Raw genomic sequence first — 21260 nt, 5'->3', positions numbered from 1 at the left:
GATGAGCAAAAAAGAGATGCCATTGACGCCAGAACAACTGCAACTTGCTAAACGCTGGCGTTTAGTATTAGGCCAATATGCGGATAACGCGCTGGGGCAAGCGGCATTCAGTGCGGAAGAGTTAAAAATCGAGCGCTCATTGGATTTTTTATATCGCCGTGAATATCAACGGCGTGGACTGCGACAAGAAGGTGGTCGTCACGGTTCTTTAGATGCATCGCAACTTACCGCAGTGAATTGGTTAAACCAAGCGCGGAAGTTATTCCCAAATAGTACGTTTGAGCGCATGCAATCACAGGCGCTTGAGCGTTATGAAATCAGTAGCTTACTTAAAAACCCTGACGCATTGAATGCCATGGAACCCACGAAGGCATTAGCAAAAACGCTAATGAGTTTACGGGGAAAAATGAACGAAGATACGCGTGATGCAGTGAAAAATATCATTCGCAAAGTCGTGGATGATATTCTCAGCCAAATGCGTAATCAGTTCCGCCAAGCATTAACTGGGCGGAGGAACCGTTTTCGCCGTTCGTTAATTCCAAATAGCCGTAATTTCGATTGGCGTGCGACTATTGCTGCAAATTTAAAAAATTATGATCGGCAAAACCAACGGTTAGTCATCAAAACCCCGTATTTCAACTCGCGTCAACAGCAGCACTTGCCGTGGGATGTAATTTTGTGTGTTGACCAAAGTGGTTCGATGGCCAGTTCAATTATGTATGCGGCAGTCTGTGCCAGTATTTTAGCCGCATTGCCAACAGTCAGGGTTTCACTCGTGGTTTTTGATACGCAAGTTGTTGATTTAAGCCATTTAGCCCATGACCCTGTTGAGGTTTTAATGACGGTACAATTGGGCGGTGGAACCGATATTGCCAAAGCGATGCAGTACTGTGAAAGTTTGATCCGTAACCCTAAACGTACGGTTATCAGTTTGATAAGCGACTTTGAGGAAGGCGGGGCACTAAATCATCTACTTAACTGCACACAACGCCTACACGGTCAGCAAGTGAAACTTTTAGGCTTAGCCGCGTTAGATGACGATGCATTGCCTGTTTATGATCCTGAAATTGCCCAAAAATTGGCTGATAGAGGCATGCATGTCGCGGCATTAACCCCTGAGCACTTTGCTCAGTGGCTGGCGGAGGTGATGCAATGAGTTGGCAAACCATTTATTACCAATATGATGACGATGCGTTAGCGGTGTTTGCAAACGTGGGGTTATTACGCAGAGCGCGCAAAGATTTAGAGAACCAAAAGGTTAATCCTAGTGATCTGGTTGCTGGGCAGTTTGACAGTGATGGGCAAGCGGTGAAGTTAGATGCACAAGGTGTACAAAAAGCGACCTGTAATTGCAGTGCATCAGGTTGTTGTAAGCATATTTTGGCCGCAGTTCTTTGGGTTCAGAATAATGTGCCAGATGAAAATATTCAGGGTATTGAAGATAAGGGGATGCTTAGTGAGCCAGAACCATTATTGCCTGAATTACTCGCATTAGAGTCAACGTCATTGATTAAACTCGTCTCTAAAGCCGATTGCCGCTTAGCGATCCGTTTGTTAGATGAATGGCAGGAGCGTGAACTCATTTTTGATGATCAATGCAACCAGTTAAGAGTGATATTAGCCGAATATGATGAGCCAATCATTTACCTGAAAGGCAGTGGTTTTCAGGGGATGATCTCCTCGGTCCCCGAAAAACAGAAAAAAGCGGTTCACCTTGCGGTGATTGCTAAACTGTTGATGCAAAATGGTGTAGTTTGGCAATGGCCTGATGATTTAGCCCCTGCGCCTGATACTGCACTGTCATTAACTGATGATGATAAAATCGTTATCGCCACCATTGGGCAATTTATCCAAGATTTGTTGCGCCAAGGTTTGTCGCACATTAGCCAAAGTAGCGCCACGCAATTGCATCTGTTGAATATGTCGGCGAAAGCGGAAGGTTTACCTCGGTTAGCCAATTATTTGAAAAGGCTGAGCCAGCAGGTGAAACTGCTAGCAGGTAAGCACTTTACGATGGATGAAGGGCAAGTTTTGCGGTTAATCGCCGAAATTGCTGCCTATTTGCAGCAACTTTCAACGGCAGATGCAACACAGCTTGCAGTGCTTAAAGGTTTGCAGCGCCGCCAATACACTGACAAAATATCGGTACTTGATTTAACGCCAATTGATGCGAATTGGTGGCAAACCCAAAACGGCGCAATTGGTGCGACGTTTAGTTTTTGGGATAACCAAGAGAAAAAAATTATTCAATGTACACAAGGGCGTGCAAATAATCTGGACCCGATGTTCAACCGTTCAAGCCTCTGGCAAACGTTATCCATTTGGAAGCAAACTGCCGATAATTTGATGCGAACACCGTTTAAATTACATGATCCGCGGCTTTCGGACGAAGGTAAATTATCGGCCAGTGGTGACAGTTTTGCTGAAAAAAATAACCAAAAGCTGTTAGCAAACGATGATTACCAAACGCTTCAAAGAGAGTTGGGGTTTACCCACTGGCAAGAGGCTAGTGAATTTCTTTCAAACTTATCCAGCGAAAATGTTTATCAACCCGTTATCTTACATCTCGCTGATTATGAACAGTTATATTGGAATGAGACTGAACAATGTATTTTGTGGGCGATATCTGATAGTGAAAAAAATAGGGCGTTTTTGCGATTAAATTGGGAAGGGAATGAAAACCATAAAATCGAAGAGTTACGCTTTATTACCAAGGAAAAATGGCCTATTGCCGCAGTGAGTGCTTTGGTCAATCATACTTCACAAGGTATTCAGTTAGTGCCTAAAACATTATGGTTGAAGAAAGAGCAAGGTATTGAACTGTTTTACCTTGATTTTGAATCAATCCCTCGCAAAAAACAACGTTCAGGTTTTTTTAGTAAGATAATGGAATACATGGAGAAAAAGCAGCAAACGAGCAATACTTTTGTGCCTGAAACAACGCTCGCAAGCCAATTGATTCGTCCAATTTTGTCAATACTGGAAACCCAGGCTTGTACGGGAAGGCAGCAGTTTTCTTCATCCCAACAAGCTGAAATTGGTTATGTCATACATGTCCTTGAGGATTTGGGCACGTTATGGTTAGCCAACCAGGTCAAATTGTTAACTGCTTCAGGGGAGATCCCCCCCGAAAATGTATTACGATTAGTGTACCTATGCGATAAATTTGAGCGCTTGCAAATGCCGTTACCGTTTCAATTTACACAATAGTACTTAAGATTCAAACGTCCCAAGAAATGTCCGTAATAGTTGGTTGAGCGCTTGTTGCTCTTCCAACGTTAATTTAGCGACTAGCCTTGCTTGGTTTTGCGTGTGAGCTTCAATGACTTGATTAATCAGATTCAGTCCTTCCTCAGTCAGTGACACTAAAAAGCCACGGCCATCATCTGGGTTAGTGTGGCGGGAGACTAACCCCGCTTTTTCCAGTTGATCAATGCGATTTGTCATAGTTCCTGACGTGACCATTAGCGTAGTTAGCATGTCCCCTGGGCTCAGGGTGTAAGGCGCACCAGAACGCCGCAAAGTTGCAAGCACATCAAAACTTGACCGATTAAGGCCAAATTCAGCGAAGACTTTTTCCATTTCACGAGTGAGATGATAGGCAACATTGCCTAACCGACCAATTAACCCCATTGGGCTAATATCAAGGTCTGGGCGCTCACGCTCCCATTGTTCAGTGATTTTATCGATTCTATCCATAGGTAAATAATGGGCGTTATTTATCTTGACGTCAAGGTAAATAAAAATTATCTTGATCTCAAGATAAATATTGAGAGTCATACTATGAATCGCTATGTTGTTTTAGGTTTGACAGCGTTAGCCCCCATTGTGTGGGGAAGCACTTATCTCGTTACAACCGAAATGCTACCTTCGGGCTTGCCGTTAACGTTGGCTGTTTTGCGTGCATTACCCGCAGGATTATTACTGATACTCTTTTTGCGCCAGTTGCCATCAGGGATTTGGTGGTTGCGCGTCGCCATTTTAGGGGCGTTGAATTTCTCACTGTTTTGGTGGTTATTATTTATTGCGGCTTATCGTCTGCCAGGCGGGGTTGCTGCAACCGTTGGCGCTGTGCAGCCGTTAATTGTGTTATTTTTAAGTCACTGGTTATTGAGTAACCGCTTATCAAGTGTTTCTGTCATTGCCTCACTCAGCGGTATTGTTGGTGTGGCGATTTTGCTGTTAACACCAACGGCTACCTTAGATTGGGTAGGGGTGATGGCTGGGTTGGCAGGGGCATTTTCAATGGCCGCTGGCACTGTATTAAGTCGACGTTGGCAACCTTCCGTAAGTGCATTGACCTTTACATCATGGCAATTAACCGCAGGTGGTTTGATTTTATTACCTTTTGCCTTGATTTTTGAGCCTGCATTACCCGCATTAACATCCGTGAATATTGTCGGTCTTAGCTATTTAACCTTAATTGGTGGGGCGTTAACATACGCGTTATGGTTCCGCGGATTGGCGTTATTAGGGCCGAGTTCAGTCGCATCCTTAGGTTTCCTTAGCCCTGTTAGTGCTGTGGTCTTAGGATGGTTTTACCTAAATCAGCATCTGAGCACTTTACAATTTATTGGCATGATAGTGATCTTAGGGAGTGTTTGGGTGAGTCAGCGTGCAGAAGCACGTAAAGTACGGTGAAGTGGCATTTAATTGCGTATTATGCAAATTACCCTAGTTAAATTAATGAGATAAGCGCTTATGTTATTTTCTGATGACGAAAACATGATTGAGATAGCCCCTGATGCCTTCTTGCTAAAAGGTTTCTTACTGGGGAACAGTAAGGTGTTATTACAATCATTAAATAATATTTTTTCGCTATCCCCATTAAGAAATATGGAAACCCCAGGTGGGTATCGCATGTCAGTCGCGATGAGCAACTGTGGTGAGTGGGGTTGGGTGACTGACAAAACAGGGTATCGCTATACTAATAGTGACCCTGTCACTAATAAGCCCTGGCAGCCGATGCCTGGGATCTTTCGTCAATTAGCACAAGACGCAGCAGAAAGAGCGGGTTTTCTGGGTTTTGAACCCGATGCATGCTTGATTAACCGTTATGCAGTTGGGGCTAAAATGTCGCTTCATCAAGATAAAGATGAAGCGGATTTTTCACAGCCGATTGTTTCGTTTTCATTAGGGTTGCCCTGCATATTTGATTTTGGCGGAGCCATACGTGAAGCGCCTAAAATAGCGCTGACACTGGAACATGGGGATGTGCTGGTTTGGGGAGGGAAGTCGCGTTTAAATTACCATGGTGTTCGAACCATCAAAGCGGGTGAACACCCATTGTTGGGGCCATACCGCTTTAATCTGACATTTCGCCGTTCGCAAAAATAACGCGTTTTTTACGTTGAGTTTGTTTACGTAATTTATACGTCAGGGCGAGTTCAATGCATATCCGTAAATCATTTTCTGGGGTTGGTTCATTGATTGGAGTGATAATTCCTCTGTTGCCTGAAAATTTGAGCATTGGAAATAACCCTCGGCACTCGTCAATTAATGTGGTCTGGCAATGTACAAATAATGCGACTTCATTTTTACTAAATTGATCAATGCGTACTGTCGTTCCTGATTGGCTGTGTGTTGTCAGGTAGCTAACTTGCCACCATTTTAACGGTTTCTTCTAATACAACTATGCTTGGGTGTTGCTGGGCAACGTCTACAATTAATGTTCGAAGTTGGATAAGTTTTGCTTTGATATCAGTGGAATAAGTATCAAAGCGTATTTGAACAAAATCAGGAATAGAATTATTCATTTTATGCATTAATTAATTGAGTGGTTGAAACAAATCTAATGCTTTTGAAGTAAACAAACCTTAAATAACTTTCTATTTGCCTTTTGCACAATCAAACCGCAGTTTGATTATATTGCATCCAATTTAGTGAGAGAAAATTTCCTTGAATAATAAATTAGTTACCCATATAACTATTGCCTAAGAATTTATATGACAGGGTATTGGTAGGTGAATTAATGTACAGCTTTACAAATGATTATAATGAAATTGCACATCCTGAAGTGATGAAAGCATTGAATGATTTAGCAGGGAAACGTTTTACAGGTTATGGTACAGATGGTCTATGTAAGAAAGTGGCAGATCAAATTAAACAACGTATTGGCCAGCCGAATGCAGATATCCATTTCTTTAATGGTGGGACGATCACCAATTTAACGACGATTTCTCATATTTTACGTCCACATCAAGCCGTTATTTCCGTTGTTGGTGGCCATATTGATGTTCACGAAACAGGGGCTATTGAAGCGTCAGGGCATAAAGTCATTACGGTAGAGTCTGCTTCGGGTAAGCTTACGCCTGTTCATATTAAAAAGGTGCTGGCCGAGCATCCAGATGAACATTCGGTTCAACCCAAATTAGTTTACATCAGTAACTCTACTGAAATTGGTACGGTGTATCGCAAAGCCGAATTGGTTGCTTTGCGTGAAATCTGTGACGCCCACGGTCTATTGCTATTTATGGATGGCGCACGTTTAGCATCCGGTTTGATGTCCACCGTGAGTGACTTAACCATTGAAGATATCGCACAACTAACGGATGTTTTCTATATTGGTGGAACAAAAATTGGCGCACTGACTGGGGAAATATTAGTGCTTTTAAACCCAGCAATAAAAACCGATTTTCGCTATAGCATTAAGCAAAAAGGCGGCTTGCAAGCCAAAGGCTGGTTATTAGCTGCGCAGTTTGAAGCATTATTTAATGATGACCTTTATTTCCAGTTAGGCCAACACATTAATGATACAGCAAACCAGCTTGCCGATTTCTTTACAGAAAAAGGATTCGGCTTTTTAGCGCCAGTGGAATCAAACCAAGTCTTCGTGATTTTACCTAATTCGCTGAGTGACAAGGTATTGAGTCATTATGTGGTCAGTAAAGTTTGTGAACCAACGGCAGATACAACGTGCTTACGTTTTTGTACCTCTTGGTCAACAACGTCACAAGATATTGAAAAGCTAAAACAAACTTTCAATTCGTTAATCTAATTTTCCTTAGATATATTGCCCGCATGAATTTGTGGGCAAATCTTTCCGATTTCTCGCATATCGTTTTCACAATTAAAACGGCACTATCCTGATATCTATTTAATTGTTCTGGTCGCGAGTATGCCTTGGACGTTTTCCCATCCTGCGGTGGTTTTTCCCATTAAACAGGCCAAATATTTTCGCTGGTTAAGTCTGCCTGCGCTTATTTTAGGTAGCTTGAGCCCAGATTTATACTATTCGTTGACGTGGTACCACGCTGCGTCACTGGCGCATGACTCTATTGGGTGGTTTTATACTGGGTTACCGCTATGTATATTGGTTTATTGTTTAACGCAAAAAATGGCACCAGCACTGAATAGAATAAGCCCTTTTATTATTCACACTATAAATGCACCATCTGTTCGACAAGGGGTAATTTTTGTTATTTCCTTGTATATAGGGGCATTAACCCATATTGTTTGGGACAGTTTTACGCATGAATCTGGGGCATTTGTCCGAGAAATTTCATTTTTGCAAATGAAATTATTTGCGATGTCTGACAGCCAAGAAATTGCTTTTTATAAATTATTACAGCACGTTGGCTCGGTGGGCGGCTTAGCCTACCTGTGTTATCAATACTTTCAATTTCATCGTACGCTGCCCCATGAAATTAAAATCGAAAACAATAAAAAGCTAAAGCGATTAATCGTGCTTGGTGGCCTTGCATGTATATCGACGCTACCTTTGGCCTATTGGTTAACGCCGAAGACAAATGGTTTTAATTTCAATCGTTTTGTTTATTTAGAGTTAACACTAACGGTTCCTGTGTTTTTGATCATCGTATTGATCTTTGCATTTAGGCTCAATGTCTTATATCAACAAAACAGGGTAGATAGCGATTAGTTTTTTCGTAACCCATCAATCATTTTATCAATCGCATGAATGCTTTGCTGTAGGCGTTCTTGGCTATTGGCTTGAGAAATCCAATAAGCCGATTCGGCAAGTCCACCATTGATTAAAAAGGCAAGGGCGCGAGTATTAACATTGCCAATGATTTGCTTGCTCATTAATTCCTGTAACAAGAGGTCGACTTGCTCAGTACATTTAAGGTTTGATTTTGCAATGTCTTCAGCAATAACGGATTTGGCATCTCGTAAGATAATCTGTTGATAGTCAGTTTCTAACGCCATTTCTAAATAGGCATGACAGCGTAGGCGGAAGTTATTCCAAAGGTCAGTGGAATCGGCAGAAATTTTTTGTAATCGGCCATTCATTTGGTTATCAATTTGTTCGACAACAGCTGCAAATAAGCCTTTTTTATCGCCAAAATGATGATAAAGGGCACCTCGCGTTAAATCAACGCTTGCTGCAATTTCATCCATGGACGTTGCGGCAAACCCCAAACGGCTAAAATGTTCTCGTGCCGTGGTTAATAAAAGCTCGCGGGTCTCTTCCATTTGAGCTTGAGTTCTTCTTGCCATAAAACCTCTTACAAACACTGAATATAGTTATTTACATACACTATGTATGATTATATCATCATTATACATACTCGTTGTATGTATAATGAATTTATCACATGGAGCTTACATGCTAAGTCGCTATCAAGAACTCTTTCAAGCTGAAGGAAGCCAACGCTTTGTTATTGCAGGGTTACTGGCTCGTCTAGCGTTACCGATGATGGGCATTGGGATTATCACTATGCTGGCACAATTAAGGGATAGCTATACTTTAGCAGGGCTAATTTCGGCAACGTTTGTACTTACTTATGCATTATTATCACCACAAATTTCCCGATTAGTTGATAAACTTGGACAGTATCGCGTGTTACCTGTGGTCACGCTTATTAGTTTATCTGGGGTTTTGTTGCTCGTCACAACAACATGGTTTGCATTGCCCGATGCTGGGTTATTTATTGGTGCATTTTTAGCAGGTGCTATGCCCAGCATGTCTGCCATGATTAGGGCACGGTGGACGGAATTGTATAAAGGTCAGCCCATTTTACAAACGGCTTATTCCCTTGAAACTGTTTTTGATGATGCGACATTTATTGCAGGGCCTCCACTGTCTGTGGGATTGACGGTTATTTTGTTTCCACAAGCGGGCTTATTAGTTGCCGCTGTTTTATTATTGTTGGGTGTGATACTCCTTGTACAACAACGTAGTACGGAACCCAATGTTACCGTACATGAAACCTTATCACCGAAGCAAAAGCCGATTTTGTCGATGATAAGCTTACAACTGCTGATCGCATTAATGATTGCATTAGGGATCATTGTTGGGTCAGTGGACATCTTAAGTGTCACACTCGCGCAGATACAACAACAACCTGCTGCGGCAAGCGTAGTCTTGTCAGCTTATGCAATTGGTTCTTGTGCAATGGGGCTCGTTTTCGGGGCGCTCAATCTAAAAATATCGTTACCGCGTTTACTGGTTATTAGCGGGTTAATGACATTCTTATCTATTGTACCGATGTGGTGGGTGAGCGGCGTTTATTCCCTCGCATTTGTGGTGTTTATTTCAGGTTTATTCTTTGCACCAACAATGATTATTGCGATGTCATTAGTGGAAAATATCGTTCCACCAAATCGATTAACGGAGGGGATGACTTGGTTACTCGCCGGACTAAACATTGGTGTGGCTATTGGAGCCATGATGACGGGGAAAATGGTTGATACTTATGGGCTGAACGCGGGGTTTCTCGTGGCAATTGTTGGGGGCACTTTGGTCGTGTTATCCACCGCATTAAGTTACGTCCAACTCAATGCGCAACAAAAAATGACGAAAAAGTGCGAAACCGAGTGTCTATAGTACTAAAAGTTTAATAAAATAAGTATAAACAATAAGAGGTTATAAAATGCACAAACCAATATTTAGGCAAGCAACACTTGGTGATGTCGATACGTGTTTCGCGATTGAAATTGAATCGTATGAAGGCGACGAGGCAGCGACAAAAGAAAAAATCGCAACACGTATAACACAGTATCCTCAAGGTTTTTTATGCATGGAAGTGGCTGGCGAAATCGTTGGCTTCATAAATGCAGGCTGCGCGTGGGATGTGGTGATGTCTGATGAAGAATTTAAAGAGCTTATCGGCCATGATGCACAGGCTCCGAATGTGGTCATTATGTCTGTTGTGGTTCACCCAAACCATCAAGGAAAGGGCTATTCATCCATGTTGATGACCGAATTTATTGCATTAATGCGAAAAAATAACAAAGAAACTATTCATCTAATGTGCAAAGAACGTCATGTGGATCTGTACAAGCATTTTGGCTACCAATATGTCAAACCTTCTGAGTCAGATCACGGTGGAATGACATGGCATGAAATGGTCATGGTGCTTTAGCTATCAAATGAAAACCAAGTTTATTTCAGATTAATTGTTAATATTATCAGTGATAAGCTTGGTTGATGTAACTTTAAATTAAACCCTACCAAAATCACTTCAGTACTGTTTCTTGCCGTTATCGTGTTATGATATCTCCATAATATACCGCTAAGTTTTGGATAAAATAATGGAAATATGGGTTGATGCGGATGCGTGTCCTAAGGTTATCAAAGAAGTTTTATATCGCGCAGCTGACAGAGAAAATGTGCAAATTACATTTGTTGCCAACCAACGCTTGTCGGTTCCGCCATCTCGTTTTTTAAAAACCTTACAAGTTCCTGCGGGCTTTGATGTCGCAGATAATGAAATCGTTCACCGTGCCCAAAAAGGGGATTTAGTGATTACTGCGGATATTCCCCTTGCTGCCGAAGTGATGGAAAAGGGGGCTGCTGCATTGAACCCTCGGGGTGAGCGTTACAGCGAGGCGACTATTCGCGAACGCCTGAATATTCGTGATTTTATGGATACGATGCGGGCAAGTGGTGTACAAACCGGCGGCCCTGCAAGCTTAAATCAACGGGATCGCCAACAATTTGCAAATGAATTAGATAAATGGTTATTGCAACGAAAAAAATCGTTAAGCTAATCATATTTGATATCGACTAAATACCCTGATTTTGCGCAGTAAATCTGTATTTTAAAATAGAGTTGATAATAATTTCGTGTCTATAATAGAAAACCCTAAATTTTCGAAGACAAAATTATGGATCCGTTACATAGCATTATTATCACTCTATTTTTATTTATACTGACGTTTTTTAATCCTGGTGCCAATTTATTTATTGTTGTCCAAACCACACTTAGTTCAGGAAAAAAGGCAGGGCTCACTTGCGGTTATGGCGTCGTTTTAGGCAACGCTATCTATTCAGGGTTAGGATTATTTGGGCTTGTGACCTTAATGTCTGAATTTGGTGCTTTGTTTTCGTTAATTAAAATACTTGGCGGATTATATTTACTGTATTACGCGATTAGCGTTTTTAAAAATAAAACCCAACTAAATTTATCCACTGAGAATATGACTGAATACTTCCCTAAAGGTGTGTATTTTCGCCGTGGCTTAATTTCTGATCTTTCTAACCCGCAAACGGTGTTGTTCTTCATGAGCATTTTCTCAACCACTATTTCCCCCTCAACGCCGCTATGGGCAAAATTGGTGATCTGGCTGGGGATCGTGTTGGCTTCATTGATATGGCGAATTATTCTCTGCCAAACATTTTCTCTTTCATCTGTTAGACGGCGCTATTCCCGTATTCATAAAGTGGTTGGGAAAGTGGTCGGGTTGATTTTAGGTACATTAGCAACAAGACTTATCTATCAAGGTGTTACAGAACTAATCATTAAAAAGTAGAGGGGATTAGGCTTCATTTGACTTTGCCTGATAATTGCATTTGCAATCATTGCAAGTGCAATTAAATAAGGCAAAGCGCTAATTTTACTTCGAGCCGCTTTATTTCCATTGATAAAAGCGTGTTTTGCAGGAAATAGTGATTTATTTTGGTATGTCAGCTCATCCGTGTGTTTTGTGATGGGGATGCTGTATTTAGTTGGTGTGGTTTTTATCTAATCGAGAAAGACAAAAAGAGGCTTAAGCCTCTTTTTGCTAACTCTGGAGTATATTGCCGTTTTCTATGGCAACGTGGTATTCCGCCAACGCTGCCGCTTCTTTCGGTTCATGAGTGACTAATAAAATAGTGACACCATCGCGTTTTAATTGATTCACTTGCGACCAAAGTTGCTCTCTTGTTTGCCAATCTAAGCTGGAAAACGGTTCATCTAATAAGAGCAAAGATGGCGATGAAATCATCGCGCGAGCAAGTGCAACCCGTTGTTGTTCACCTCCTGATATTTCATGGGGGTAACGCTTGGCCAAGTGAGCAATATTCATCTTATCTAACAAAGCGATAATGTGTTGCTTATCTCTGGGGATTTTAGCCGCGTACTGGGCTAAACGGAGATTGTTCATTACGTTCAACCACGGAAATAAATACAAACGCTGATTGAGATAACGGCAGGGGCGCTGCCATATGGGCAATTTATTCAATATGTTACCTTGGTAATAAATATCGCCTTGATAATGTTGGTAACCTGCAATGCAATTGAGCAGCGTGGTTTTCCCGCTACCAGAAGGGCCACAAATCGCGGTACAGCATCCCTCTCTAAGTGACAGTGTCACGTCTTTTAAAATCCCTGCATGAATATTCTCAAGATTTAGCATGGGTTTTCCGCCTTTTTAAACAGTGAAGTGCTAGCAACAGCACAACCGCTAATGCCATTAAAATTAGAGCACACCCGAGCGCGAGTGAAAAATCACCGCTGGCAATATTCAAATAAATTGCCATGGGCAAAGTTTCTGTTTTAAAGCGAGTTGCGCCAGCCAACATTAAGGTGGCTCCGAATTCCCCCAAAGCCCGTGAGTAGGCCAATATGCCGCCACTCATTAGCCCTTGCCAACAAAGAGGGATCTCAACCAAGATTAATGTTTTTGCAGGAGATAACCCCAAATTTAACCCTGTTCTGACAAAAGCAGGGTCAATAGTGGCAAATGCCCCTTGTGCAGAACGATATAGCACCGCGCTTGCCACATAAGTTTGCGCAATGATTACGCCAAGTGGGGAAAATAACCAACGGCTTAGTTCTGGGAAAATCACAGAAAAAGGCCCTTGGCTACCCAAAAGTAGCAATAAGCCTATCCCAATGACTAACGGTGGAGTGACGAGGGGCAAGTCAAACAGTGCATCTACCGCACGTTTACCGAAAAATTCGCTGCGTGTCATCACCCAAGCCGCAGGAATGGCAATTAAGAATGCGAAAAATAATGACGTCAAGGATGTAGCAAGGGACATTAAAATCGCGAAATGAAACTCAGGCTCAGCAATTAATTGTGAAAGTAGGGATGGAGTGAGCTGAAACAACAGCGCCGTCAATGATCCGACAATCAAGAGTAATAAGAGCAATAGGGGCACAAGTGCCCACTTCATGATAGGGTACATATTGATAATTATTTTTTCGCGGTAACAGGTAAAAAACCATAATCTGTAAAGGCTTTGATACCTTCAGGCGCAGCAAAATACTCAGCAAGTAATTTAGCCTCTTTTGGCGCAGCGCTAGTGCTTAGTACTGCAATAGTGGCGATTTCTTCAGGGCTACCTTCTGGGGATGGCAACACAAGCAGTTTATCTCGGTTCTTCATCGCATCAGCTCGGCCAATAATTGCGGCATCCACTTCGCCATTTAGCAAATACATGGACAGGTGCTTAATCGTTGCGGCGCGAACAATGACTTTATCGCGTAATTGGTCGCCATAACCGCTGGCATCAAGTAACAGTTCACCACTGCGGCCTAAAGCGATAGCTTTCGGATCGCCCATACCTAGCCGCAAATTACTTTTGGCGAGATCTTCAATACTGGCTATTCCTTGAGCTTTGTCTTTTCGTACGGCAACAACTGGGATATGGCGTACGATAGGGTATGCATCTGTTGCTAAAGATTTGGCTTGCAGTTTTTCAACATAATCTTCAGATCCCGGGAAAAACAAATCCCCTTGCTGAGTTAACTCAAAGCGCGTCAAAATTTGCCCCGAACCGCCATATTCAACAGTGACAGTATTGCCTGTTTCTTTTTCGAATTTTTCGACCACTTTTTCAATCGGTGGGCGCAATCCCGCTCCTGCGTACATGTGTAACTGAGCAGCCATCGCTTGGGGTAATGTAAAGCAGATAAATAAAGAAGAGAGTAATAGGCGGCGCATGAGTACCTCGTTATCGTTATATAAAAAAACATATAATGAGGAATCAGGTTAAATTACGCAAGGCGCAACTGCGTAAGTTTTGATATTCATTAAGCTATTTGAGAATTTAATGATGAGTTGGCTTATCAGTCGAATGAACTTAAAGCCAAATCTGATTTGCTGGAGAGATAATTTGAAAGGGTTTCACACTCCCTGTTATAGAGAGAGTGGAAGCTAAAATTAGCGCTCTTCTAACACCTAACTGTAGAAGGCTGACAAGCCAAGAGGAATTTAATTAATGCGTGCGGTTTTACGTTGAATGTAAATCAACCACACAATGGCAAGAACAGCACACGCTAACCATGGTAACAACATGATATTTAAGGTTTGCCAACCTAGGTAATTTAATAGCCCGCCAGCAGCTAACGAACAGGCAAGGCTAACCATAAAGATACTCATGTCATTAGTTGCTTGCGCTTTAGCCTTTTCTTCTGGCGTGTAAGTTGAAGTCAAAAGAGCTGTGCCACTGATATACATAAAATTCCAACCAGTTCCCAATAAAATCAATGCACTAGCGAATGATGCAAAAGAAACACCTGAGAGTGCAAATAGAATATGCCCAATAAACATGGCAATACCCGCAAACATGATCTTAAGCACACCGAATCGCGTGATAAGGCTACCAGTAATAAAAGAGGGTAAAAACATACTTAATACATGAAGTTGCATTACGGTCGTGGTTGCACCTAATGAATGCTGATGGCTCATCATTGCAATCGGCATTGCTGTCATCGCAAGTACCATTACGCCGTAGCTGGTCATCCCAATAAATACTGCGACCAAATAGGTAGGTTGTAAAACGAGGGTTTTCCATGAGCGAGTTGATATAGGGGCGTGAGCCACCGTTTTTGGCTCAGCCATTGGGATATCTAATTTGCATAAAACGGCGATAGCACCGAGGGAAATTACCGCTAATAATAGAAAGGTACCTAAATATTGTGCATCAAAAAAGCTGGCGCCAGAACGGGCGAGTAAAGGCCCTAAAAGCGCAGCGACTACGCCACCAGTCATCACTAACGAAATTGCTTTTGGGCGATACAAATTATCGGCTACTTCACTGGCTGCAAATCGATAAAATTGCGCAAAAGCTTGGTAACCACCAATTAAAATCGTTCCAAAGCTAAGAACATATAATGATTGGATGACTATTCCATATGCTGCAATTAGCCCACCTATTATCCCTAAGAGTGCACCGACCAAAAAACCATTTCGTCGCCCAATTTTGGCCATCCAAAGAGACGCGGGAAACATCATCGTGGCCGTTCCCAAAAACATACCTGCAATGGGTAATGTAGCTAATGTTGGAGATGAAGCCATCTGGGCTCCCGCAAGGGCTCCGATGGTCATCACCATGACAGAGACAATTTGAAATAATGCTTGGGCACTCGCTAGCAGCCACACTTGTTGGTACATTTTTTTGGGGTGCATAAAATATGGCCTTAGAAATTAATTAGAGGGCAGAATATGTTTGAGCTTTTGAATTACCAAGTTTATGTCTTGTTGGGTTACGCCAAGGCCAAGACTAAAGCGGATAGCACCAAGACCATAACTAGAGTCAACGTTCATCGCCGAGAGCACAGGTGAAAGGGTGGCTTGACCTTCGTGGCAGGCAGACCCTGTCGACGCAGCAACACCCGATAATTTACCTAGAAGATCAGCGCCTTGTTGGTGTTTGAAACCCACATTTAATGTGTTTGGCAAACGGTGGTTTTCATGGCCGTTTAGTAAAACCTGGTCACCATAAAGGTCAACAAGTTGCTGCCAAAAATTGTCGCGTAATTGTCTTATGTCAGCGTTTTTATTTTGTGTTTGTGCAATTTCGCATGCAAGGCCAAGCGCCGTGGCAAGTAACAAGCTTTCTGTACCAGCACGAAGGCCATTTTCATGCCCAGCACCGTGGTTAATGGGTTCTAACATCGTGCCGCGGCGTACATATAAAGCACCAATCCCTTTCGGGGCATAGACTTTATGTCCAGCAATACTTAACAAATCTACATTCAGCTGATTAACATCGATTGTGACTTTTCCAATGGATTGTGCCGCATCAGTGTGAAAGCAAATGTTGTTTTGTTTAGCAATATAACCAATTTCTTCAATGGGTTGGATAGTACCTGTTTCATTGTTGGCGTGCATAATACTAATGAATGTCGTGTTAGGCGTGATTGCATTACTCACATCTAGCGGCGACACACGACCAAATTGATCAACAGGAAGATAAGTGACTGTTGCACCTAATTTCTCAAGGAATGCGAGAGGGCTTAAAATTGATGGATGTTCAGTGATTTGCGTAATTATATGTGGATTAGGATGGCGTGATAACTGATTAAAAAAATGCCCTTTGAGTGCGAGATTATTTGATTCAGTTCCGCCACTGGTAAAAATAATTTCATCGGTATGTGCACCTATTAACGATGCAACTTGTGCACGGGCATGTTCCAAACGCGATTTTGCATTATCGCTAGCCCAATGCTGGCTTGAAGGGTTGCCATACAGTGAATTCAATAGCGGCTGCATTGAGGCTTGAACTTCAGGGTGAATCGGTGTGCTTGCATTAAAATCAAAATAGAGAGATGGCATAGTTAACCCAATTAAGTAATTAGAATGTTAATAACTTATCACTAGTCATGACCCAAGTAGAGAGATCTTGCATGGTTGCTTTCTGCACCCCTACAAAATAAGGCTCATTTTTATAAATACCGCAGCGAGCTTGGCAAGTACCACACACTTTGACAGAAGCACCTTGGGTGATTAAGTCTTTTAAATTTTGGCTAAGATCTTGGTCGTAGTCTGTCGGTGGTTTGCAGATATCACGGGCAAGATCCACTGAGTCATTCATTAAAAAAATGCGGATTTCACATCCATCTGATAATAACTGTTTTGCTAAACGCAAAGCATTCCATGTGACATCGGTTCCATCGTAGGGTTCACGGTTTAATATTATTAAGGCTTTCATGGTATTTTACCTGTATTTAGATTATAGTAACAATCGAAACATTCAATTAATATCGATAATGATTGATCGTAAAGTTGCCTATGTCAATATGTTAAACGGAAATTTGCGGTGTAGGGGAAAGCGATAAGATAAGGTACAATTCAATGCAGATGAGCATGACAGGCGAAAAGAAGTGGGATTTTCGGAGGAAAATATGGCCAATATCGACCCTAAACAGCGTATTTATGCCAATTTGGCAGAAATAGCGCAAAGTATCAGCCATCCAAGCCGATTAGAACTTTTAGAGTATTTAGCACAAGGAAAAAGAAGTGTTGAGGAACTTGCTACACTTTGTGGTATTGAATTTGCCAACGCTTCCCGTCATTTACAAACATTACGTCGTGCGAGGTTAGTTGAAACGGAACGTAAAGGAAAACATGTTTATTACTCAATTGTGAACCAAGATTCGGTGATAGAACTCCTTAATGCTTTAGGCATTGTTGGTAAGCAAAACAATGCTGAAATTAAGCAAATCATGGCAGATTATTTTGAAGCAAGAGACAAACTAACACCAATTTCTCGTGAGGATTTGCTGGCTCAATTAACGGATGGCAGTGTCACTTTATTAGATGTTCGTCCTGAACGCGAATTTAACCAAGGTCATCTACCTGGTGCACTAAATATTAGTGTGGAGAAGCTTGCAGAGCAGTTGTCCCAACTCCCTAAAGAAATGGAAATTGTGGCGTATTGCCGTGGCCCGTATTGTTTGTTATCACTTGACGCCATTGAATTACTTACAGCCCAAGGATTTAAAATTAGGCGGCTTGAGGAAGGTTTCCCTGAATGGAAAGCAGCAGGCCTGCAAATAGAAAATGCTTAAACTTTTAAATGAGAAAAGGCCCACAGCGTGGGCTTTTAACGTCTATTAACGGAGGTTTAGCCACTGTTCAACTTCTTGATATGTACCTTGAAAAACAATTCTCTCTTGTTTCTGGCTTAATTGATAACGATACATTGGGTCATAATATTCATGTAGTAATGGGCAAAGCCAAGAAAAATGTGATTGGGTTTCGCCCGTCACTTGCTGGTGAATTAATGCAGTATCTAATAACGCCGTTAATTCAGCAGCCCGTTGAGAGCCCAATCGCTTTCGAATTGCAAACAGGCCATGATGTAAATACTCACTGTAAAATTGCCAGCCTTTCTCTTCACCGTATGCACCAAGGAAATCATGTGTCATCCGGTCAAAATATTCATTTTTAAGGCGTTCAAGACGTAATTCAAAAGGGTCATCAATAACAGCGATAGCCGCTGTTTCCATTTGAGAACGTAATGATATAGGCAGGCTATTTGCACCAATTGCTCGCCCTTCATCTTCAAGTACCCAACGCGTATGATTTGAAGACTTTTTGAGCATATCGACAGCAAGATGATTTTCAAAAGTCGCTTGGGAAAATTGTGCTTGCAAAGTGCGACCGAAAGACGAGCCGCGGTGATGGGCAATACCTTCTAAATCAATCCCATCTGGTTGGTTATGAACCAGAGTTGTTTTACCATTTCCTGTGCATCCACCGATTAAAATAGTCGGGCGTAGGGATAACTCATTAATGGCATCAATAGTGGTTTGACGAAGTTTTTTATAACCGCCATTAATTAGAGGGTAGTCTATGCCATTCTCTTTAAGCCATGCTTGTACAATATGTGAACGCATACCACCGCGAGCACAACAAATAAAACCACTTGGATATTGTTGGCAAGCCGTTTGCCATGCAGTGATACGGTTGGCTTTGGTTTCACCACTCACTAATTGATGACCAAGCTCAACCGCTTTATGTGACCCATACTGTTTGTAGCAAGTACCAACAGCAGCGCGTTCTTCATCATTCATTAGTGGGAGATTTACCGCGGCAGGCATTGCACCTTGTTGAAACTCAATGGGAGCACGGACGTCAATAATGGGGGTATCAGAAACAAGTATCTGGTGAATATTTTGCAGTGAAGGGATTAATTCCATAATAGTAAAAATACGCTTATCCAAGTAGCAATACCGAATACTATACGCCTAATTCCGTATTTTTACAGCTATCACTGAATCAAAAAAGGCCTATTAAGGTATAACGATTGTTGTTTTTCATATTATGGTGTTGCGAATAGTGTTATATTGTAAATCGGAATTTGAACATGAGTAAGGGGCTGTACGATGAAAATGTTAACTATCCAGGAAATGACAGAGACACAAAAAAACCGAGTGCGAACACGACTTGCACAAGAACGTAAGAAATTAGAACGTGAATTAACCAATTCTGAGCAAACGAAAGTCAAAAAAGAAATTATTGCGGAAATTTCTAAAGAAGTTGATAAAGAAACTAGAAAAATTCGAGCGCAACAGAAAAAAGATAAACTAGTTCCAAGCGATACAACATACAGTTGGTCTTCGAGTAATCATCGACGGGGTTATCGCTAAATTAAATGAATGAGTAATATATTTTTTAATTGTTAGTATAAAAGAATCGCGTATTTCATTAAATATGAAGTACGCGATTCTTTTATTAGATACTAAATACTAATATAGGTCACGAATCAAGCCGTGAAACATCGCAAATAATTTTCTCCTTCAATGCTTCAATAAGATAAGAGGAGAAGGATAGTGAGGTATAACCTTCATTTTTTATGTTTTCAAAAGCATCTATATATATCATTGGGACTTGTATTAACTTAGCTTTTTTTAAGTCAGGTTTCATCGGTTTTTCTGTTTTTTGATTCAGCGTGGATTCATGATTAGAGGTAAAAGATGTACTTGAAAAAATTAATTTAGAATATGTCATATTATTAATCTCATATCAATGCTATCTGCCACACAGGTTATTGAGGCTATAGCTATATCATCTAGTAAAAGTAGTAGTTCGGCTAAAATACATGTCATTGTGTTAAACTAATTTAGTGAACTTGCAATATATTAATTACCTAAAATAAGTGTATTTAGCCGAATACAGAGTAAAATATATTAATATTACTTATTTGTATATATTTATAATGATCGTATTTAAATAAATAATGTAAGAGAATGTTTCTTTTGGCTTAAATAACATTAGGAATAATCCTAATAATACTTTATATGCATACAACTCTATTATTTAAAATATATGATAGGCATATGGTCGGTGTATGTAATATTAAGATTAAGTTAATGTTTTTCACAATTGATTTACCGACTAAATATTTTTTTGAATAAAACTATATTGACTGATAAATAATTTAAACTAATAATTATTGTAATGAAGGGAAGTTATAAGGAACTTAATTAGTAAGCGTAGTTATTGGTTTAATTAATATAGTTTTTGCCTGTAATATTATTTTATAAATTATCAAATTAAATTTGATTAAATTCTTGAGGAATACCTATGTTTAAAGTCTATCAGCAGACACAGAGCTTAAAAATGGAATTACTAAAAAAATCACGTAAACATCACGAAGCTAAAAAACAAAGAGGGATGACTCTATTAGAGATTATCATTGTATTAGGTATTATTGGGACAATTGCAGCGGGTGTTGTGGTATTAGCACAGCGTGCATTTGACAGCCGTGCTATTTCTGATGTCGTCAGCAATACCAATACAGTGAGAGTTGCTATGAAAGATGCATATCAGCGGGCTGCGGGATACCCAATTTCAACAGGTGCAGCGAGTGGTTATAATGTCGATAGTATTAAAGATACTGCAAAATCTAAAGAGCCGATTGCACGCCTTGTTCAATTAGGTAAGTTATCTATCGATGAAGCGCGTAATAGCATTTCGAATGACTTCCTGAATATTGGTGGTGCAAAAACAGCGACAACACAAGTTGATACGGGTCTTAAAGGTTTTGTGATTGAGATTAATGGGTTAAATCAAGATCAGTGTCGTAATATTATTTCCCAAGTGGGTAATCAGTGGGATTATGTTGCTGTAGGTGTAGCGGCAGCGGGTGCATATAGTGTAGCAGAAGCTGTTGATATGTCTGTTGAGCCATCAGCGAGTATATTACGTACATTAAATGCGAAGGGTAATCTCAATATTACACCAGATAAAGTTGCTGGTGTATGTACCGACAGCCCTGGAAACTCGGTTATTTTAGGTAGCCGTTAATAATAAGCAGTAATAACTTGCTAAAGAACCTCCCTATAATTAGGGAGGTT

The 21260-nt window shown here is 41.0% G+C and carries 24 protein-coding genes; 13 read left to right on the top strand and 11 right to left on the bottom strand.

Translation table 11 applies throughout. The annotated features are described in order from the left end of the window. Position 1: 1 nt before the first annotated feature. Positions 2-1156: a VWA domain-containing protein gene (locus AABS66_RS00355; RefSeq protein ID WP_272538423.1), complete on the top strand. Its 1155-nt coding sequence runs from the start codon at positions 2-4 to the stop codon at positions 1154-1156. After that, positions 1153-3210: an SWIM zinc finger family protein gene (locus tag AABS66_RS00350; protein ID WP_430224426.1), complete on the top strand. Its 2058-nt coding sequence runs from the start codon at positions 1153-1155 to the stop codon at positions 3208-3210. Before AABS66_RS00355 ends, AABS66_RS00350 begins: the two co-directional genes overlap by 4 nt. A gap of 3 nt (positions 3211-3213) precedes the next feature. Here AABS66_RS00350 and AABS66_RS00345 read toward each other — a convergent pair whose 3' ends face one another. Next, positions 3214-3699, bottom strand: a complete 486-nt coding sequence (locus tag AABS66_RS00345; protein WP_272538514.1) for a MarR family winged helix-turn-helix transcriptional regulator — start codon at positions 3697-3699, stop codon at positions 3214-3216. Between the two features lie 84 nt (positions 3700-3783). On the opposite strand from AABS66_RS00345, the gene AABS66_RS00340 reads away from it, so the two are divergent. After that, positions 3784-4641 (top strand): EamA family transporter, encoded by an 858-nt coding sequence (locus AABS66_RS00340; RefSeq protein ID WP_430224425.1) that lies wholly within the window; start codon positions 3784-3786, stop codon positions 4639-4641. Between the two features lie 60 nt (positions 4642-4701). Further along, a complete protein-coding gene (gene alkB, locus AABS66_RS00335) occupies positions 4702-5337 on the top strand; it encodes a DNA oxidative demethylase AlkB (protein WP_206086014.1) in 636 nt (211 codons plus the stop codon). Here alkB and AABS66_RS00330 read toward each other — a convergent pair. Continuing rightward, entirely contained in the window at positions 5306-5470 is a 165-nt protein-coding gene (locus tag AABS66_RS00330; protein WP_272538419.1) for a hypothetical protein, read from the bottom strand. The two genes, alkB and AABS66_RS00330, sit on opposite strands and share 32 nt — an antisense overlap. Before the next feature lie 501 nt (positions 5471-5971). Here AABS66_RS00330 and AABS66_RS00325 point away from each other — a divergent pair. Beyond that, complete coding sequence (locus AABS66_RS00325; protein ID WP_206086016.1) at positions 5972-6997, top strand: threonine aldolase family protein; 1026 nt, start codon at positions 5972-5974, stop codon at positions 6995-6997. A 120-nt stretch (positions 6998-7117) separates the two neighbouring features. Next, positions 7118-7879 (top strand): DUF4184 family protein, encoded by a 762-nt coding sequence (locus AABS66_RS00320; protein WP_206086017.1) that lies wholly within the window; start codon positions 7118-7120, stop codon positions 7877-7879. Here AABS66_RS00320 and AABS66_RS00315 read toward each other — a convergent pair. Further along, a complete protein-coding gene (locus AABS66_RS00315; protein ID WP_206086018.1) occupies positions 7876-8457 on the bottom strand; it encodes a TetR/AcrR family transcriptional regulator in 582 nt (193 codons plus the stop codon). The genes AABS66_RS00320 and AABS66_RS00315 overlap by 4 nt on opposite strands. A gap of 109 nt (positions 8458-8566) precedes the next feature. Here AABS66_RS00315 and AABS66_RS00310 point away from each other — a divergent pair, with 109 nt between their 5' ends. The 4 genes from AABS66_RS00310 (at position 8567) to AABS66_RS00295 (ending at position 11715) form a co-directional block, all read left to right on the top strand. After that, positions 8567-9787 (top strand): MFS transporter, encoded by a 1221-nt coding sequence (locus AABS66_RS00310; protein WP_272573603.1) that lies wholly within the window; start codon positions 8567-8569, stop codon positions 9785-9787. Positions 9788-9833: 46 nt separating this feature from the next. Then, the gene (locus AABS66_RS00305) at positions 9834-10325 is read left to right on the top strand and encodes a GNAT family N-acetyltransferase (RefSeq protein WP_206086020.1); all 492 of its coding nucleotides are present in this window, start codon (positions 9834-9836) and stop codon (positions 10323-10325) included. A gap of 169 nt (positions 10326-10494) precedes the next feature. Further along, positions 10495-10953: a YaiI/YqxD family protein gene (locus tag AABS66_RS00300; protein WP_206086021.1), complete on the top strand. Its 459-nt coding sequence runs from the start codon at positions 10495-10497 to the stop codon at positions 10951-10953. 117 nt (positions 10954-11070) lie between these two features. Continuing rightward, positions 11071-11715 carry a LysE family transporter gene (locus AABS66_RS00295; RefSeq protein WP_272538415.1) on the top strand — a complete coding sequence of 215 codons (645 nt, stop codon included), beginning with the start codon at positions 11071-11073 and terminating at the stop codon, positions 11713-11715. A gap of 252 nt (positions 11716-11967) precedes the next feature. Here the strand turns inward: AABS66_RS00295 and AABS66_RS00290 are convergent, their stop codons facing one another. From AABS66_RS00290 to AABS66_RS00265, 6 genes are all read right to left on the bottom strand, one after another. Beyond that, positions 11968-12582, bottom strand: coding sequence for an ATP-binding cassette domain-containing protein (locus AABS66_RS00290; protein WP_272573601.1), 615 nt, complete (start codon positions 12580-12582; stop codon positions 11968-11970). Further along, on the bottom strand, positions 12569-13357 hold the full coding sequence (locus AABS66_RS00285; RefSeq protein WP_430224424.1) for an ABC transporter permease: 789 nt from the start codon (positions 13355-13357) through the stop codon (positions 12569-12571). The genes AABS66_RS00290 and AABS66_RS00285 overlap by 14 nt, the downstream gene beginning before the upstream one ends. Positions 13358-13365: 8 nt before the next feature. Next, positions 13366-14115 carry a molybdate ABC transporter substrate-binding protein gene (modA, locus tag AABS66_RS00280; RefSeq protein WP_430224423.1) on the bottom strand — a complete coding sequence of 250 codons (750 nt, stop codon included), beginning with the start codon at positions 14113-14115 and terminating at the stop codon, positions 13366-13368. A gap of 270 nt (positions 14116-14385) precedes the next feature. Next, positions 14386-15582 (bottom strand): MFS transporter, encoded by a 1197-nt coding sequence (locus tag AABS66_RS00275; protein ID WP_206086026.1) that lies wholly within the window; start codon positions 15580-15582, stop codon positions 14386-14388. 18 nt (positions 15583-15600) lie between these two features. After that, the gene (locus tag AABS66_RS00270; protein WP_430224422.1) at positions 15601-16731 is read right to left on the bottom strand and encodes a cysteine desulfurase family protein; all 1131 of its coding nucleotides are present in this window, start codon (positions 16729-16731) and stop codon (positions 15601-15603) included. A gap of 19 nt (positions 16732-16750) precedes the next feature. After that, entirely contained in the window at positions 16751-17107 is a 357-nt protein-coding gene (locus tag AABS66_RS00265; RefSeq protein WP_272573596.1) for a DsrE/DsrF/TusD sulfur relay family protein, read from the bottom strand. A 193-nt stretch (positions 17108-17300) separates the two neighbouring features. On the opposite strand from AABS66_RS00265, the gene AABS66_RS00260 reads away from it, so the two are divergent. After that, positions 17301-17966 carry an ArsR/SmtB family transcription factor gene (locus tag AABS66_RS00260; RefSeq protein ID WP_206086029.1) on the top strand — a complete coding sequence of 222 codons (666 nt, stop codon included), beginning with the start codon at positions 17301-17303 and terminating at the stop codon, positions 17964-17966. 45 nt (positions 17967-18011) lie between these two features. On the opposite strand, the gene mnmH is transcribed toward AABS66_RS00260, so the two are convergent. Next, a complete protein-coding gene (mnmH, locus tag AABS66_RS00255; RefSeq protein ID WP_206086201.1) occupies positions 18012-19100 on the bottom strand; it encodes a tRNA 2-selenouridine(34) synthase MnmH in 1089 nt (362 codons plus the stop codon). A 186-nt stretch (positions 19101-19286) separates the two neighbouring features. Here mnmH and AABS66_RS00250 point away from each other — a divergent pair, with 186 nt between their 5' ends. Further along, positions 19287-19550: a DUF3811 domain-containing protein gene (locus tag AABS66_RS00250; protein ID WP_206086030.1), complete on the top strand. Its 264-nt coding sequence runs from the start codon at positions 19287-19289 to the stop codon at positions 19548-19550. Positions 19551-19659: 109 nt separating this feature from the next. On the opposite strand, the gene AABS66_RS00245 is transcribed toward AABS66_RS00250, so the two are convergent. Beyond that, entirely contained in the window at positions 19660-19911 is a 252-nt protein-coding gene (locus tag AABS66_RS00245; protein WP_206086031.1) for a hypothetical protein, read from the bottom strand. Between the two features lie 576 nt (positions 19912-20487). Between AABS66_RS00245 and AABS66_RS00240 the strand changes: the two genes are divergently transcribed. Beyond that, positions 20488-21210, top strand: a complete 723-nt coding sequence (locus tag AABS66_RS00240; protein ID WP_206086032.1) for a type IV pilus major pilin — start codon at positions 20488-20490, stop codon at positions 21208-21210. The last annotated feature ends 50 nt before the right edge of the window (positions 21211-21260 follow it).

The sequence above is a fragment of the Providencia sp. SP181 genome (assembly GCF_050446505.1).
GTDB classification, from domain to species: domain Bacteria; phylum Pseudomonadota; class Gammaproteobacteria; order Enterobacterales; family Enterobacteriaceae; genus Providencia; species Providencia vermicola.
Note: the sequence above shows the minus strand (reverse complement) of the source record. Positions and strands in the feature narration are given on the sequence as shown.

What these genes read in the sequence shown, in the direction of transcription:
- modA (WP_430224423.1), bottom strand. Translation starts at nt 14,115, where the DNA reads ATGCGCCGCCTATTACTCTCTTCTTTATTTATCTGCTTTACATTACCC.
- AABS66_RS00325 (WP_206086016.1), top strand. Translation starts at nt 5,972, where the DNA reads ATGTACAGCTTTACAAATGATTATAATGAAATTGCACATCCTGAAGTG.
- AABS66_RS00290 (WP_272573601.1), bottom strand. Translation starts at nt 12,582, where the DNA reads ATGCTAAATCTTGAGAATATTCATGCAGGGATTTTAAAAGACGTGACA.
- AABS66_RS00350 (WP_430224426.1), top strand. Translation starts at nt 1,153, where the DNA reads ATGAGTTGGCAAACCATTTATTACCAATATGATGACGATGCGTTAGCG.
- AABS66_RS00275 (WP_206086026.1), bottom strand. Translation starts at nt 15,582, where the DNA reads ATGCACCCCAAAAAAATGTACCAACAAGTGTGGCTGCTAGCGAGTGCC.
- AABS66_RS00295 (WP_272538415.1), top strand. Translation starts at nt 11,071, where the DNA reads ATGGATCCGTTACATAGCATTATTATCACTCTATTTTTATTTATACTG.
- AABS66_RS00340 (WP_430224425.1), top strand. Translation starts at nt 3,784, where the DNA reads ATGAATCGCTATGTTGTTTTAGGTTTGACAGCGTTAGCCCCCATTGTG.
- AABS66_RS00285 (WP_430224424.1), bottom strand. Translation starts at nt 13,357, where the DNA reads ATGTACCCTATCATGAAGTGGGCACTTGTGCCCCTATTGCTCTTATTA.
- AABS66_RS00345 (WP_272538514.1), bottom strand. Translation starts at nt 3,699, where the DNA reads ATGGATAGAATCGATAAAATCACTGAACAATGGGAGCGTGAGCGCCCA.
- AABS66_RS00300 (WP_206086021.1), top strand. Translation starts at nt 10,495, where the DNA reads ATGGAAATATGGGTTGATGCGGATGCGTGTCCTAAGGTTATCAAAGAA.
- AABS66_RS00315 (WP_206086018.1), bottom strand. Translation starts at nt 8,457, where the DNA reads ATGGCAAGAAGAACTCAAGCTCAAATGGAAGAGACCCGCGAGCTTTTA.
- AABS66_RS00250 (WP_206086030.1), top strand. Translation starts at nt 19,287, where the DNA reads ATGAAAATGTTAACTATCCAGGAAATGACAGAGACACAAAAAAACCGA.
- AABS66_RS00320 (WP_206086017.1), top strand. Translation starts at nt 7,118, where the DNA reads ATGCCTTGGACGTTTTCCCATCCTGCGGTGGTTTTTCCCATTAAACAG.
- AABS66_RS00265 (WP_272573596.1), bottom strand. Translation starts at nt 17,107, where the DNA reads ATGAAAGCCTTAATAATATTAAACCGTGAACCCTACGATGGAACCGAT.
- AABS66_RS00310 (WP_272573603.1), top strand. Translation starts at nt 8,567, where the DNA reads ATGCTAAGTCGCTATCAAGAACTCTTTCAAGCTGAAGGAAGCCAACGC.
- mnmH (WP_206086201.1), bottom strand. Translation starts at nt 19,100, where the DNA reads ATGGAATTAATCCCTTCACTGCAAAATATTCACCAGATACTTGTTTCT.
- AABS66_RS00260 (WP_206086029.1), top strand. Translation starts at nt 17,301, where the DNA reads ATGGCCAATATCGACCCTAAACAGCGTATTTATGCCAATTTGGCAGAA.
- AABS66_RS00355 (WP_272538423.1), top strand. Translation starts at nt 2, where the DNA reads ATGAGCAAAAAAGAGATGCCATTGACGCCAGAACAACTGCAACTTGCT.
- AABS66_RS00330 (WP_272538419.1), bottom strand. Translation starts at nt 5,470, where the DNA reads ATGCTCAAATTTTCAGGCAACAGAGGAATTATCACTCCAATCAATGAA.
- AABS66_RS00270 (WP_430224422.1), bottom strand. Translation starts at nt 16,731, where the DNA reads ATGCCATCTCTCTATTTTGATTTTAATGCAAGCACACCGATTCACCCT.
- AABS66_RS00245 (WP_206086031.1), bottom strand. Translation starts at nt 19,911, where the DNA reads ATGACATATTCTAAATTAATTTTTTCAAGTACATCTTTTACCTCTAAT.
- alkB (WP_206086014.1), top strand. Translation starts at nt 4,702, where the DNA reads ATGTTATTTTCTGATGACGAAAACATGATTGAGATAGCCCCTGATGCC.
- AABS66_RS00240 (WP_206086032.1), top strand. Translation starts at nt 20,488, where the DNA reads ATGTTTAAAGTCTATCAGCAGACACAGAGCTTAAAAATGGAATTACTA.
- AABS66_RS00305 (WP_206086020.1), top strand. Translation starts at nt 9,834, where the DNA reads ATGCACAAACCAATATTTAGGCAAGCAACACTTGGTGATGTCGATACG.